General features: G+C 70.8%; 12 protein-coding genes. 7 read left to right on the plus strand and 5 right to left on the minus strand.

Translation table 11 applies throughout. The features are described from left to right. Window positions 1–14: 14 nt before the first annotated feature. Complete coding sequence (locus NO366_RS06335) at window positions 15–1,031, minus strand: hypothetical protein (protein WP_256533479.1); 1,017 nt, start codon at window positions 1,029–1,031, stop codon at window positions 15–17. A 310-nt stretch (window positions 1,032–1,341) separates the two neighbouring features. On the opposite strand from NO366_RS06335, the gene NO366_RS06340 reads away from it, so the two are divergent. From NO366_RS06340 to NO366_RS06355, 4 genes are all read left to right on the plus strand, one after another. Beyond that, window positions 1,342–3,267 carry a CARDB domain-containing protein gene (locus tag NO366_RS06340; RefSeq protein WP_256533480.1) on the plus strand — a complete coding sequence of 642 codons (1,926 nt, stop codon included), beginning with the start codon at window positions 1,342–1,344 and terminating at the stop codon, window positions 3,265–3,267. A 207-nt stretch (window positions 3,268–3,474) separates the two neighbouring features. Continuing rightward, entirely contained in the window at window positions 3,475–4,299 is an 825-nt protein-coding gene (locus NO366_RS06345) for an ABC transporter ATP-binding protein (protein ID WP_256533481.1), read from the plus strand. Further along, window positions 4,299–5,483: an FtsX-like permease family protein gene (locus tag NO366_RS06350; protein WP_256533482.1), complete on the plus strand. Its 1,185-nt coding sequence runs from the start codon at window positions 4,299–4,301 to the stop codon at window positions 5,481–5,483. The genes NO366_RS06345 and NO366_RS06350 overlap by 1 nt, the downstream gene beginning before the upstream one ends. Then, window positions 5,476–6,861, plus strand: a complete 1,386-nt coding sequence (locus NO366_RS06355) for an ABC transporter permease (RefSeq protein WP_256533483.1) — start codon at window positions 5,476–5,478, stop codon at window positions 6,859–6,861. The genes NO366_RS06350 and NO366_RS06355 overlap by 8 nt, the downstream gene beginning before the upstream one ends. A gap of 134 nt (window positions 6,862–6,995) precedes the next feature. Here NO366_RS06355 and NO366_RS06360 read toward each other — a convergent pair whose 3' ends face one another. After that, complete coding sequence (locus NO366_RS06360; RefSeq protein ID WP_256533484.1) at window positions 6,996–7,388, minus strand: DUF5518 domain-containing protein; 393 nt, start codon at window positions 7,386–7,388, stop codon at window positions 6,996–6,998. 306 nt (window positions 7,389–7,694) lie between these two features. Here NO366_RS06360 and NO366_RS06365 point away from each other — a divergent pair, with 306 nt between their 5' ends. From NO366_RS06365 to NO366_RS06375, 3 genes are read left to right on the plus strand one after another with little or no spacing between them, the layout of a single operon-like run. Beyond that, window positions 7,695–7,976 carry a DUF8044 family membrane protein gene (locus NO366_RS06365; RefSeq protein ID WP_256533485.1) on the plus strand — a complete coding sequence of 94 codons (282 nt, stop codon included), beginning with the start codon at window positions 7,695–7,697 and terminating at the stop codon, window positions 7,974–7,976. After that, complete coding sequence (locus tag NO366_RS06370; protein WP_256533486.1) at window positions 7,973–9,136, plus strand: DUF4350 domain-containing protein; 1,164 nt, start codon at window positions 7,973–7,975, stop codon at window positions 9,134–9,136. The genes NO366_RS06365 and NO366_RS06370 overlap by 4 nt, the downstream gene beginning before the upstream one ends. After that, window positions 9,129–10,127: an AAA family ATPase gene (locus NO366_RS06375; protein ID WP_256533487.1), complete on the plus strand. Its 999-nt coding sequence runs from the start codon at window positions 9,129–9,131 to the stop codon at window positions 10,125–10,127. The genes NO366_RS06370 and NO366_RS06375 overlap by 8 nt, the downstream gene beginning before the upstream one ends. A 75-nt stretch (window positions 10,128–10,202) precedes the next feature. On the opposite strand, the gene NO366_RS06380 is transcribed toward NO366_RS06375, so the two are convergent. From NO366_RS06380 to NO366_RS06390, 3 genes are read right to left on the minus strand one after another with little or no spacing between them, the layout of a single operon-like run. Continuing rightward, window positions 10,203–11,237, minus strand: a complete 1,035-nt coding sequence (locus NO366_RS06380; RefSeq protein WP_256533488.1) for a DUF7982 domain-containing protein — start codon at window positions 11,235–11,237, stop codon at window positions 10,203–10,205. Continuing rightward, a complete protein-coding gene (locus NO366_RS06385) occupies window positions 11,234–11,809 on the minus strand; it encodes a DUF8163 family membrane protein (RefSeq protein WP_256533489.1) in 576 nt (191 codons plus the stop codon). The genes NO366_RS06380 and NO366_RS06385 overlap by 4 nt, the downstream gene beginning before the upstream one ends. Next, window positions 11,806–13,575: a DUF58 domain-containing protein gene (locus NO366_RS06390; RefSeq protein WP_256533490.1), complete on the minus strand. Its 1,770-nt coding sequence runs from the start codon at window positions 13,573–13,575 to the stop codon at window positions 11,806–11,808. Before NO366_RS06390 ends, NO366_RS06385 begins: the two co-directional genes overlap by 4 nt. Between the last annotated feature and the right edge of the window lie 133 nt (window positions 13,576–13,708).

Raw genomic sequence — 13,708 nt, forward strand, 5'->3', positions numbered from 1 at the left:
GCCGGCCGGAGCGGCTACTCCCGTCGCAGAACGGCCCAGGTGAGGATCGAGAGCGGGACGACGACGGCAGCGGGTCCGACGACGGGGATCGAGTCGCTTCCGCCGTCGTCTCCGGTGCCATCCGGGTCGGATGGCTGCTGGGGCGTCCCGTCGGCGTCCGTTCCGTCATCGGACCCGTCCCCGTCGCCCGTGTCGCGTCCGGTCTCGCTCTCGTTTCCGTCGGTCCCGTCGCCGCCCGAGCCGTCGGTTTCGGTTCCTGATTCGTTCTCGTCGCCCGGATCCTCGCCACCCGGATCACCGCCGCCCGGATTCGAGCCACCGTCGGAGACCGACAGTGTCGTTCCGTCGCTCACGCCGACGACGTTCGGTTCGCCCATGACGGTGCCGGATCCCTGTGCGGCGGCGTAGAGCTGGTAGTCGCCGGGATCCAGACCGTCGATCGTCGCCTCGTACGTCCCGTCGCCGGTCTCCGTCGCGGTGACGCGCTCGGTGCTGTCGCCGTTCCAGATGGCCACTTCGACCGCCTGGGGGGTCGTACCATCGATCGAACTCGTCTCGACGGTGGCCGTGGCCGTCTCGTTCATCTCGACAGATCCGGGTGCCTGCAGCGTCACGGAGACGCCCTCCATCACGAGCGGTTTCACGTCGACGACGTCGCCGTCGGCGTGGAGGACGAGGGCGTACGTGCCGGCGTCGAATCCCGACATGTCGAGGCTCTCGGTCTGGGGACCGGAGCCGTACTCCGTGCGGACGACCTCGTTTTCGTTTCTGTACACGTCGAGGACGTACGACGAGTCGTCGGGGACCTGAATCGACGCCGCCACCGTGTCGCCGACCGGCGCCGTCGCGATCGAGTCGATCGTGAACGTGGAGCCTTCGATAGTGACGGTTCGCGACGGGGTGTCGGTCTCGGAGTCGGTCGAGACGGCGTACTCACTCGCGGCGACGCCAGAGAGAGCCACGGTGGCGAGGACGGTGACGACGAGTAAGCAGCCGACGATTGGGCGGAGGGTGCGTGGGCGTTCGATCATGGGAGGGCGGGGATTCGCTACTGGTCGTCCGTCACGTCGTCTACGCAGTAATTCTTTCGGTTAGGGTCGAACCGACGCGAAAGACCGACCTGACGGTCTCGTGAGAATCACGCGGACGGTGGTCGGCCTGGTCTCCGCACACCGCCGTGAGCTCGCTGAACACTCCGAGCAAAAGCATTCATGGTGCAGTCATATCACTATTATGTCTGGTTGGTGCTATCGTACATGACGACGAACGTCGCCACAGACGAACGTCTCGTCGCGACTTTCGGGGGAAACCTATAAGTTGAGTTGGTGAAATATCCTCTCTATGGTACGGATCGTACTCGCGATTGCGGCACTTCTTGTCATGGCCCCCATCGCCGGCGTGGCGGGTGCTGTCACGGCCCCCGCGGCGGCGGGCGACGTGGGTCCCCAGGGGGCACAATCTTCAGATATCATCGACACACCGACCGAGAACATCAGCGTGTGGGAACATACGCCATTCACGCTGCGCGCCGACGCGGAGGCCGGCGCGACGACGGTGGATAACCAACAATTACGGGTCCAACCCCACGGCAGCGAACAAGGGACCCAGCTCGACTACCCGAAACTCGCCGTCTACGACAACGAATCGGCGATCCCGATTGCGTTCAACGGATCGTCGACTCACGACATCTCACAGTTCGAGAATAAAAACGCGACCGTCGTCTTCGGCAAGTTCACCGGCGATTCGGACACGAACACGTCTGCCCTGCCGTCGACGATGTCAGCGTTCGAGACGTTCCTCAGTTCGAACGGTATCGACGAACTGAACGGTAACGTCACGTTCGCCGAAGGGGGATCACCCACGATTACTGACACCGGCTTCTCCGGCGAGTTCACGCCCGCAGAAGACGGTCCGTTCGGTGACGGCGTCGGTCAGTACGTCGTCTTCGCGGCCGTCAACGAGACCAGTGACACGGCGCCGGAAATGGTGACCGACGAGAACCTCACGCCGAGCGGCGATACCGTCATCGTCGGCGCCGAGGCGCTCACCGTCCAGGATACGAACTCGGAGACCACGCACGTCGACGGGAGCGAACCTGGCGACGACGTCACCTTCGACGCCGATGCGATGGTCGGCGCGGACGGCAGCGTCCACCACACGATCGCCCTCTATCACGAGGAGACGTTCGCCCAGTCCGGAACGTTGATCAACCTCACCGCGCCGCTCGACGCCGACTTCTCCACGGACGACGTCTCCGTCGAACCGGAACTCTCCGGTGTGAACGGGAACGTTACGCTCCAGAACGTCGACTGGCTCGAGGGCGCGTCGGCGTCCACGACCGGGTCGAGCACCGACGTGGTCAGTTACCTCGGCGCGCAATCCGACGCCGCCGCGACCGAGGAGGGGACCCTCCTCGACGGCGCCGCCGTAACGAAAGTCGCGGGTAACGTCTCGGAGGAGCTCACGGTCGAGACCCGCGGTAACTGGACCGAGGGTGACTACCGCTGGATCCACGTCGCCGGGACCGACGGTGGCGAACTCGCCACCGACACGGGAACGGTCACCATCGAGGAGTCGGGTGGCGGCGGTGGCATCCCGCCGGCGCCGCCGGGTGGCGGCGGTGACGCGGACATCTCGCTCACCGACACTGGCGTGTCGACGACGTCCGCCGATCTCGGCGAGTCCTACGAGATCACCGCGACGTACGAGAACACCGGCGACGCCTCCGGGTCGCACGTCGCCGAACTCACGCGCGACGGGTCCACCGTCGAGACGAAAGTCGTCTCCCTCGACGCCGGCGAGACGACGACCGTGACGTTCAGTGACTCGCGAGATAGTGCGGGGACGTACGACTACGCCGTCGACGGGACGAGCGCCGGGTCCGTCGTCGTCGGCGGCGAGGCCTCGTTCGCGGTCAGTGATGCAGCCGTCAGCGACACCGACGTGGACGTCGGCGACACCGTCACCGTGACGGCGACCGTCGAGAACACCGGCGCGACCGACGGCACCTACACCGCGGAACTGCGCGTCGACGGCTCGGTGGAGGACACCACCGAGATCACGCTCGGCGCCGGCGAGTCCGGCACGGTCACCTTCGAGTACGCCTTCGCCGACACGGGCACCTACGACGTGTCCGTCGGCGACGCGTCGGCCGGCACCGTCGAGGTCAGCGAGGCCGGCGGCGACGGCATCCCCGGCTTCGGACCGCTCGCCGCGCTCGTCGCGATGGCGGCGACGCTCGCGGTCGCACGCCGCCGGGCGAACTAACCGACCGGTTGCCGATACGCCGGTCTCCCTTCGAACGAGCCTGACGGACTATTCTTCCGACAGACGTAGCGTCCCGTTCTATCGGCCCGACGAACCACGCTATCGCGCCAGACGTCTCGTTCGACCCCGACCGACGAGCCACCGACTGCGACCCGTCGACGGGTCGCCGTCAACACCATTATATCCTCGCCGCACCCGTTTCGACGCATGCACGGTGAAGCGAGCGCGTCGTCGGGCGACCCGCTCGTCGACGCCACGGCCGTCAGCCGGACCTACACGCGCGACCGGCGCTCGCTCGCGTCGATCCTCCCGTGGCGCGAGGCGCCGCCACGGCCGACGGTTCGCGCGCTACAGTCCGTCTCCCTGTCGATCTCTCGAGGGGAGGTGGTCGGTGTCGCCGGCCCGAGCGGCAGCGGCAAGTCGACGCTGCTCGAGATCGTCGCCGGCCTCCGGCTCCCCGACGCGGGTTCGGTCGTCGTCGACGGGATCTCCCTGGCGGACCTGTCCCCCCGTGAGCGCGCCCGTCACCGGTTGCGACGGGTCGGCTTCGTCTTTCAGGACTTTCGACTGCTCGAGTCGTACTCGGCACAGACGAACGTGGCGATACCGCTCGTCGAACTCGGCGTGGCGCGACGCGACCGACGCGAACGGGCGCGGTCGCTCCTCTCCGACGTCGGACTCGGGGATCGGACCGACCACCGACCCGGCGCGCTCTCCGGGGGCGAACGCCAGCGGGTCGCGATCGCCCGCGCGCTCGTCACCGAACCCGCGATCGTCGTCGCCGACGAACCGACCGGCGAACTCGACGTGGAATCGGGTCGACGCGTCCGCGCGATCCTGCGCGAGGTCGCCGCGGATCGCGCCGTCGTAATCGCCTCGCACGACCGCGAGACGCTGGCCGACTGCGATCGCGTCGTCCGATTGCGCGATGGCCGCCGCGTCGACGACGCGGAGCAGCCGCCGGCCGGTCCGGAGGGAGAGCCGGCGCCGGCCCGCACGTCCGCGGAGACCGGTGATTCGGGGGGCGCCTGATGGATCGGCCGGACCGACGTGGTCGCCTCCGACGAACCGTCGGCTGGCTCGGACTCGTCGGCACGCGATTCAGGACGCGGGCGACCGCGACCGCCCCGGGACGCATCGGCGCCAGCGTCGCGGGAGTGGCCGTCGCAGTGGGCCTGTTGCTCGTCGTCACCGGGCTCGCGCTGGGCATGGTCGCCCCGGCGTCCGGATTCGGCGGTGACGAGTACTGGATCACCCCCGAGACCGACGCCGACTCGCCGCTCGTGAGCGCGGGCGACCCGCAGTTCGGCAGCGCCACCGAGGCCACAGAGCGCATCCGGGGGATGGACGGTGTCGAGTCAGTCTCCCCGGTCCTGATCGACCACCTCGTGGTCGAGACGGTCAGGGGCGAGCGCACCCGTGTCATCGTCGTCGGCGTCGATCCGGAGGCCGACATCGACGTCTACGGCCTCTCCCCGTCCGCGATCGACTCGCCGTCCGACGTCGTCGTCTCGGCGGGCACCGCGTCCACGCTCGACGTCGAGCCCGACGACTCGCTCGCGCTCGCCGATTACGACCGGACCGTCACCGTCGCCGGCGTCGACGAAGGATCCGGCCCGGCCGTCGCCGCGCCGACACTGCTCGTCGACCTCGCGACGCTCCAGTCGCTCACCGGCGCCGACGAACACGACGCCGCCGATCGGTTCGTCGTCGAGGGGTCGAGCGGCATCGAGTCCGACCTGGCGACGGTCTACGACCGCTCGACCGTCTCCACCGGCTCCGGGCTGGCCGCCGATCGCCTGTTCGCCGCCGACCTCCCGCTCGCGTTGTCGCTCGCCGCGCTCCTGGTCAGCGTCCTTGTCGGAACGCTCTTCGTGGCCGTCGTGACTGCGATGGAGGTGGCCGCCGACCGCGAGGTGCTCGCGACGCTGTCGGCGATCGGCATCCCTCGGCGGCGCCGAATCGGCCTCTACGCCGGCCAGTCGATGCTCGTGTCGCTCTCCGGGGGTGTCGTCGGTGCCGCTCTCGGTCTCGGCGGAATCGCACTGGCGAATCGGGCGTCGTCCGCACTCGTCGAGGTGACCGGCCCCATCGTCGCCCACCCGCTACTCGTCCCGTACGGACTCGGTGCGTCGTTCGTCGTCGGCGTCGTCTCGATCCCGGTCGTCTGGGTGACCGTCCACCGCGTCGAAGCGGAGGTGCGTCCCAGTGGCTGACGGATCGAACCCGGCCGACGGCGGGAGGCCGGGGTCGGACGACGGCGCGGGCGGCGACCGTTCCGGGCGCGACCGTAGCGACGAGCGTGATACGGTCGGGAACGGCGACCGTTCCGGGCGCGAACCCGCCAACCGTGGCGGCCCCGGCGGGGACGTACCCGCGAACGCGAGACTGGGGGCTCGATCCGTCGCGGTCGTCGGACTCGCCGTCGATGCCCTCCGGTACGAGCGACTGCGGAGCACTGCGGCGATCGTCGGCGTGGCGCTCGCCGTCGTGTCGATCGTCCTGCTGGGCGGTGCGGGGGCGGGCGTCCTCGAGACGGGCCAGTCGCAGTTCGACGCGGCGGATCGCGACCTCTGGATCACCGGCGAGTCGGTCGGCCTGACGACGGCCGGGGGCGGCGGGCTGGAGCCGACGATCCAGGACGCACACACCCTCTCCGCCGCCCTCGAGGGGCGAGACGACGTCCGGAACGCGGTCCCGATGGGCTTTCAGACCCTCTACGTGGGGACGGAGCCCGACGAACTGGACACCGTCGTCGCCTCCGGCGTGCCCGGCGGCGGCTCGTCCGTCTCGATCGAGGCGGGATCGGGATTCACCGGGTCCGACACGCACTACGCGAACGGGACTTACGAGGGTCCACGAACCGGCCAGGCGATCGTCGACGGCCGGATGGCGGAGCGATTGAACCTCTCCGTCGGCGACACGATCTACGTCGGCGGCTCGATCGCCTCCGCGCGCGAGACGACGTACGAGGTAGTGGGGGTCTCCGATACCTTCGCGTCGTTCCTCGGAACGTCCACGGTGACCATCCGCCTGAGCGAACTGCAGTCGCTCACCGGCGGCGCGGGCACGGACGACGCGACGCTACTCACGGTGACCGTCGCCGACGGCGCGGACCCGGAGGCGGTCGAACGGGCGATCGAGTCCGAGTACCCCGAGTACGAGGTTCGAACGAACGACGAACAGCTCCGTGCCATCGTGGGCGACCAGGCGGCCGTCCTCGTCGGCGCCGGCGTCCTCGTCGTCCTCGCGGTGGTGACGGGCGCGGCGCTCTCGATCACCCTGTTCGCGCTCTCGGTGTATCAGCACCGCCGGGCCTACCGAACCCTCGCGGCGATCGGCGTCTCCCGCCGGACGATCGTCGGCGTCGTCGCCATCCGAGGGCTGCTGCTGGGCGTACTCGGGTGGCTCGTCGGGGCTGCACTGTCGGTGCCGGCGATCCGCGGGTTGAACGCGGTCGTGTCGTGGGTCGTCGGGTACGACGGTCTGGTGGTCGCGACGCCGCTCGCGGTCGCCGTCGCCGCGGTCGTCGCGATCGGTATCGGGACGCTCGCCGCGACCGTCGCCGCGTGGCGACTCCCGCGCGTTGCGTAACGATCGGTGCCCCTCGCCGTATCTGGCGTCCACTGCCGAGTGTGGGTCCCTCGCCGGAATGGGCGTCTGCCGCCGAGTGCGTGTCCCACGTCACCGCCCTGCGTCTGTCACCGTGTCTCCTCAGCCCGCTCCGGTCACATCTCCTGCGCGACGTATTGGCCGAGGAGGGCGCCGACGATGCTCAACCCGACGGTGTAGACGGCGGTGATCGTCAGCGCGACCAAGAGGAAGCCGCCGAAGACCAGCACCGACTCCCCCGGCGCGAAGCCTAGCAGAATCACCGTGACGAACAGTCCGAAGAGGGCTATCGGCACGAGCATGACGAGCCCGGCGATGGCACCGACCGTCAGTGCGTCGCTGCTCTCACCGAGTTCCAGGTAGCCGGCGACCGCACCACCCAGCAGCGGCGACCCGGGGACGAACGAGAGGAAGATACCGACGACGCCGCCGAACAGCGCGTTTACGCCGGTACCGAAGTCGTACTCGTGGGCGGGAGCGCCCGCCGGCGCGTGCGAGTCGGAGACCATGCGGAGCCCTTCCGACTCATCGCGCAAAACAGTTGGGATTCCTATGGGTGGGTCGCGACCGAGGCGCCGGTCGGATCGATTCGTCCGACGCCGCAGATGTGCCCTCCTCGGTGCGCTCGCGCCCTCCGGCAGTTTCGTCCACCCTGGCAGTCTCGCACTCCCAGGTGATCGTTCACTCTGTCGGCCTCCTCCCCGGGTTCGAACTGGACGCCGTCACCGAACCGACGGGGCGCAGTCGGGCGATTCGGACCGGACCCGCCAGCGCCGGGCGACAGGTTTACGGTCGTTCTCGACCGACCACCGCCAATGGCAACGCAGCGCCGGATGCGGTTCGTCCACGGCAACCTGGCCTGGTTGCTCGCGACCGCGCTCGCGCTCGCCCTCCTCGACGCCCTCTCGTACGAACTCTTCTTCGTCTGTGCGCTCATCGGCCTGCTCGTCGTCACGGAACTGACGGCGCCGGTGTCGGTCTCGCCGGCCTGGCGCCGCCGCCTGCGCTGGCTCATCGCGGCCGGCCTGCTCGGGTTCGCCGCCGTGGTGGCCAAACGGATCGTCGAAATCCTGCCGCCGGAGGTGCTTCCCTGGTGAGTTCCCGGGATCGGGACCCGTCGGACGACCCGGTCGCGACGGGCGTCGTCGGTCGCCTCGTCCGCGGCGACGTGGCCTGGCCCCGCGTGCTACTCGGGGCGGTACTCGTCGCCCTGGTCGTCGCCCTGCTCGCCCTCGGGGCGACGTCGACGTCTGCGTTCGGCATCTACAATCCCGCCTGGGACGGTACGTCGGAGTTCCGCCAGTCGGTCGCGGCCGAGGAGGGGACGGACCTCACGGTCGTCCGGGACGCAGCGGCGTACGACTCGCTCGACCCCGACGAGACGGTGGCGTTCGTGTCGGCGCCCGACGAATCCTATACAGGCGACGACGCGGCGCGCGTCCGCGAGTTCGTCGAGACCGGCGGCACGCTGGTCGTCTCCGAGAACTTCGCGTCGCCCGGGAACGACCTGCTCTCTGCCGTCGGAGCGGAGAGCCGCGTCGACGGCCGGCTCCTCCGCGACGAGCGTGCGTACGCGAACGGCCCGGCGATGCCGATCGCCACGAACGTGACCGATTCGGCGGCGACCGGCGGGGCCTCGCAGCTCTCGCTCAACTACGCGACGGCCGTCGACCCGGGCTCGAACGCGACCGTCCTCGCGCGAACGAGTCCGTACGCGTACCTGGGCGACGCGGACGCGAACCTCTCGGCCGTCGAACTGGACTCCTACCCCGTCGCGGCCGTCGAGTCGGTCGGCGAGGGATCGGTGGTGACCGTCGGCGACCCCAGCATCGCGATCAACGCCATGATCGACGAACCCGACAACCGGGCGTTCCTCACGGGACTCTCCGACGATGCCGACACCGTGGTCGTCGACGTCTCGCACGCCGAACGCCTGCCGCCGCTTCGGGCGGCCGTCCTGACGATCCGGGCGTCGCCTGCCCTCGGTCTCGGCCTCGGCCTCGTCGGTATCGCGGCGATCGCCGGCGCGGCCACCCGCCGCCCCTGGCTGTGGCTTCGCTCGCGTCTCCCGTCCCGCCGGCGTCCGTCCGCAGACGCCGCAGACCGTGCGCTCTCTGCGGTCGGCGACGAGGAGGCGATCGCGGCCGCCCGCGCCGAGGCCCTCCGCGAGCGCCACCCCGACTGGGACGCCGAGCGCGTCCAGCGCGTCATAACAGCGCTTAACCGGACCCGGCGGAATGAGAGAGACGATGAGTGAACCCGCGACGGCGGCCGCCGACGCCGACCCCCGGGCCGTACAGAGGGCGATCCGCGAGGAGGCCGATCGCGTGTTGATCGGCGCGGACGACCCCCTCGAGTTGCTGACGATCGCGCTCCTGACGCGCGGACACGTCCTGATCGAGGGCGTCCCCGGCGTGGCCAAGACCACGATGGCGAACGTCTTCGCCCGCGCGTCCGGCCTCGAGTACACGCGCATCCAGATGACGCCGGACATCCTCCCGGCGGACGTCACGGGCACCAACGTCTACCGCGAACCGACGGGCGAGTTCGAACTCCAGCGTGGTCCCGTCTTCTCCAACCTGGTCGTCGCCGACGAGATCAACCGCGCGACGCCGAAGACGCAGTCGGCACTGCTGGAGGCGATGCAGGAGCGCCGCGTGACGATCGAGGGCGAGACGCTCTCGCTGCCGTCACCGTTCATGGTCGTCGCGACGCAGAACCCGATCGAGATGGAGGGCGTCTTCGCACTTCCCGAAGCGCAGCGCGACCGCTTTACCTTCAAACTCACCGTCGACGTCCCCGAGCGCGCGGACGAACGCGCGATCGTCGACCGGTTCGACGCCGATCCCGACCTCGGTCCCGGAGCGACCGAGCAGGTCGTCGACCCAGGGGCGATCGAAGCCGCACGGTCGGTCGCCGCCGAGACGCACCTCTCCGATCCGGTCAAGTCCTACCTCCTCGACCTGGTCGCAGCGAGTCGCGACCACCCAGACGTCGCCCACGGTGGCTCGCCCCGGGCGACGCTCGCGTTCGTCGACGGGGCGAAGGCGCGCGCTGCCCTCAAGGGGCGCGAGTACGTCATCCCGGACGACGTGAAGGCTCTCGCCCAGCCCATCCTCGTCCACCGGCTCGTCCTCGCGACCGACGCGGAACTCTCCGGCGTGGGTGCCGACGCGATCGTCGCCGAGATCGTCGACGACGTCACGCCACCGGACTTAGACCGCGAGGCGTTCGCCGCGGACGCGTAGACGGTTCTCGACACTCGGTCCGTCAATCTCGCCCGTTCCTGCCACGTATTCGTCTTGTTCGGCCGTTCTCAGGGATCAGTAGTCCGTTCCGTCCCAGTGTACCGTGACGAGCCAGTCGGCCCGGTCGTCGCCGGGGCTGACCGAGCACTCGACCGGTCGGGTCAGTGCCGTCGCCAGGCCGACGGCGAGAACCGAGGGGATCGGGTGGTCGAACCGGTCGAGGGGGCCGAAGGCCGCGTCGGAGACGGCGACGGTGACGCGCCCGCCCGTCCCATTGGCGGACGCGTCGATCGACGCGTCGGCGTGGCGGGCGAGTTCGAACTGGGTGACGACAGCGTCGGCGAGGTGCGTCGCCACCCCCGCGTCCGAACCGGGGTCGTCGACGGCGGCGTCGGCGAACGCGGCGTAGAGGTCGGCTCCCGTCGGCTCTACGAGGAGCCCGCGGGCGTCCGCGTCGGTGACGATCGGTCCCGACTGGCCCTCGGGGAGCTCGTGGGCGGCGAGTTGCGGGACGTACAGTCGCGGGCCGCGTCCCGACCGGTCGGGCAGGTAGTATCGTTCCTCCCGGAGCCCGAGTTCGTCGACGAGGGCCGCGTGATTCGACGCGAGGGCGGCGTAGACGCGCTCGCCGGTCGAGGCGGCGACGAACCGCTCCGGCGTCACGTAGTACGTGAGGAGGCCGCCGAAGAGGCCGATCGCCCCGATCACCACCAGGACCTCCCGGCCGGCGGGGACGACGAGACCCGCGAGGGCCGCGGCCGCCCCGAGGAGCCCGAGACCGGCCGCCGTCCGCCGGTACCGTGATCGTCGGGCGCGGGCGTACTCGCGGCGCAGGCGGCGGTTCTCCTCGGTCAGCAGCTCGACCTGGGCGGCCAGCGTCTCGGCGGGCGCGTCGGCCAGCTCGGTGGGGTCACCGCCTGCCGTCGCGCCATCGCCGTCGGTGCGTCGGGCACCGCCAGTATCGGTGGTGTCGCCCGGGTCTGTCCGTTCACCGTCCTCCCTGGGTCCACCCGGCGCGTCGTCTGCCGGCGCCTGTTGGGTGTCCGTCTCGTCCGGTCTCGTGTGCGCACCCGTCGATTCGTCGTGTCCGCTCGTTCGTCGGTCGCTCATGATCTCGTCCCTCCGTCCGAGTCGCCGCCGTCCGGTTCGTCGCGTCGCCCGACGGCTCCTGTGGGCGCCCCGCCGTGGTCCACTCCGCCGTCACCGACCAGTCCGAACCGGACGAGCTGGTAGCGGTGGACGGCGTATCCGATCGCAGCCAGGGTCAGCAGGACCGCCACGCCGGCACCCCAGAGGGGCAGGACCGCGAGCGCGCCAGCGGCGACGAGGCCGGTAACCGCCACCGTCACCGCCGCGGCGCCGACGGCGGCCCGGGTGTTCGGCCGCGCGGCCAGATCGGCCAGGAGGACGGCCAGGAAGCCACCCTCCGCGACGAGCACCGTGCGGGGAGCGAGGTCGGCGGGACCGAGCGCGAGCAGGCCCACGTGGCCCACCGCGATGGCGTACGGCGCCGGGGCGAGGAGCCAGGTGCCGGCGGCCGCCGCCGCGACGGCGAGCCCGACGACGGGGCCGCTCGCAGCGACGAGGGCGACCCCGAGGGCGACCGTCGCGACGATTCCGGGCAGACCCGGTCCCGTCCGATCGCGGGATCCGGAGACGAGGGCCGACAGGGTCCCCGTCACCGCCGATCACCATCCTCGGGAGTGTCGCCGCCACGCGCTCGCGGTTCGTCCTGGTTCGTCGTGCGCCCGGTTCGGTCACGCGATTCGCCTCGATCCGTCGTGCGCCCGGTGTCCTCCCGCGTTCCGCCCCGGTCCCGCGTTCCGCCCCGCTCCCGCGTCCGCCCAGCCTCGAGGACCGTCGCGAGCCGGTCGGCCGGTCCGACCTCGAGCGCCCTGACGCCCGGCTGTCGGGCGAGTCGTCGTCGGAACGCGTCGAAGTCGGCGTAGCGCTCGTACGCCCGGTCCGCGTCCGCGAGCCCGCCGGGCTCGTAGAGGACTCGCGGCGCGATGGCGACGAGCACCTCGCTGCCGCGGGACCGGGCGGCGGCGACGGTCTCGCGCAACTCGGCCCGGGCGGCGTCGTCGGTCAGGACGACCGTCCACGGCGTCCCGGACTCGCGGGCGAGCAGCTCGTCGACGGCTGCGAACAGCGGCTCCGACGCGACGCGCTCGACGTACGCGCCGCGGTCCGCGTAGAACGGCGCGAGCGTCCGCGAGAACGCGTCGTCTCCGCCGAGGGACGCGCCCGCCGCCCGGGCGTCCGCCGCGGTGGTCGAGCGACGTTCGGGCGCGTCCGGCGACGGCTCGCCCGCGGTGCCGGTCGCCCCTCGTGCGTGCGGCGTCGAACCCGCAGCCGCCGCAGCGGTGGGCGATACGCCGCCCGTTCCGCCGTCGGGTTCGGTGGCCCCTCGGCCGCCACGGATGGTCGAGGCACCCTCGCCCGCCGCGGGTGGCTCCGTCGCCTCCTCGGTCCGGGTGGGATCGGCGGACGGCGCCCGTGCTTCGATCGTCTCTACCTCCAGGAGGGCGCGTCGCACCTGCACGCCGGCCTCCGTCGCGGCGCTCACCGGGATCCGCGTCCGGACGCCTCCGTCACCGACCGTGACGAGACCGACCGGATCGCCGAGTCGACGCGCGCTCGCGGCGATCGCGAGGCCCACGTCCGCTATGTGTGCGAGCGGTGTCTCGCCTCGCGGTCCGACGGCGAGCGAGCGGCGCGCGTCGACGACGATCGCGGTTCGGCGGTCCGTCTCGGACTCGAACTCTCTGACGTGCGGGGCGTCGAGCCTGGCCGTGGCCTTCCAGTCGATCCGGCGGACGTCGTCACCGGCGGTGTACTCGCGGACCTCGGCGGGTTCGAGGCCGGACCCGGCGGCGCCGGTGCCGTGCTCGCCGGCGCCGAGCGCAAACCGCTCGCCACCCTCGCCGACGTGGACGGCGCGCGGTCCGTCGGGTTCGACGGTGACGGTCGGACGATCGTCGGCCGAGAGTGTCTCGCGGAACCAGCCGTCGGACACGTCGATCGTCACCGGGTCGAAGCGGTGGCGGCCCGCGACGGGCCACGTCACGGCGGTCGACGCCGAGGCGCGGTCCGTTTCCGCGTCGAGGTCGATCGCGAGGGGCTCCGCCGCACGCGTGGCCGTCGGGAGCCCAGCGCCGATCGACAGGTCACTGCCGTCGGGAACACCCGCGTCGTCGGCGACCGCTTCCAGGTGAACGTACTCGGTCTCGTTCGTTCTGACGCCCGTGCGTTCTGGGACCTGCCCGACGGTGAGGCGCTCGGTCGTCCGCGAGAGCGTCGCGACGAACGCGAACTGCCGTCCGACGAGCCACGCGCCGATCAGGGCCGCGCCAGCGAGCCCCACCGGCCGGCCGAGGGCGACCCCGAAGGCGACGGCGAACGCCGCGAGGGCGCCGACCGCGCGCGATTGCCGGACGAAGTGCATACCCGGTGAAACCGGTGGCACGGTGTTGAAACTACTGGTTCCCACGGCGCCACCGTCACCTATTTTCACTATCTTTCTAATAGAAACATATTGGTGGCCTGAGCGGACAGATTTATGCGAGTTGTGGCATAGG

Origin of the sequence: Halovivax cerinus (assembly GCF_024498195.1) — an archaeon.
Lineage (GTDB): Archaea > Halobacteriota > Halobacteria > Halobacteriales > Natrialbaceae > Halovivax > Halovivax cerinus.

What these genes read in the sequence shown, in the direction of transcription:
- NO366_RS06360 (WP_256533484.1), bottom strand. Translation starts at nt 7,388, where the DNA reads ATGGTCTCCGACTCGCACGCGCCGGCGGGCGCTCCCGCCCACGAGTAC.
- NO366_RS06390 (WP_256533490.1), bottom strand. Translation starts at nt 13,575, where the DNA reads ATGCACTTCGTCCGGCAATCGCGCGCGGTCGGCGCCCTCGCGGCGTTC.
- NO366_RS06345 (WP_256533481.1), top strand. Translation starts at nt 3,475, where the DNA reads ATGCACGGTGAAGCGAGCGCGTCGTCGGGCGACCCGCTCGTCGACGCC.
- NO366_RS06380 (WP_256533488.1), bottom strand. Translation starts at nt 11,237, where the DNA reads ATGAGCGACCGACGAACGAGCGGACACGACGAATCGACGGGTGCGCAC.
- NO366_RS06350 (WP_256533482.1), top strand. Translation starts at nt 4,299, where the DNA reads ATGGATCGGCCGGACCGACGTGGTCGCCTCCGACGAACCGTCGGCTGG.
- NO366_RS06335 (WP_256533479.1), bottom strand. Translation starts at nt 1,031, where the DNA reads ATGATCGAACGCCCACGCACCCTCCGCCCAATCGTCGGCTGCTTACTC.
- NO366_RS06340 (WP_256533480.1), top strand. Translation starts at nt 1,342, where the DNA reads ATGGTACGGATCGTACTCGCGATTGCGGCACTTCTTGTCATGGCCCCC.
- NO366_RS06375 (WP_256533487.1), top strand. Translation starts at nt 9,129, where the DNA reads ATGAGTGAACCCGCGACGGCGGCCGCCGACGCCGACCCCCGGGCCGTA.
- NO366_RS06365 (WP_256533485.1), top strand. Translation starts at nt 7,695, where the DNA reads ATGGCAACGCAGCGCCGGATGCGGTTCGTCCACGGCAACCTGGCCTGG.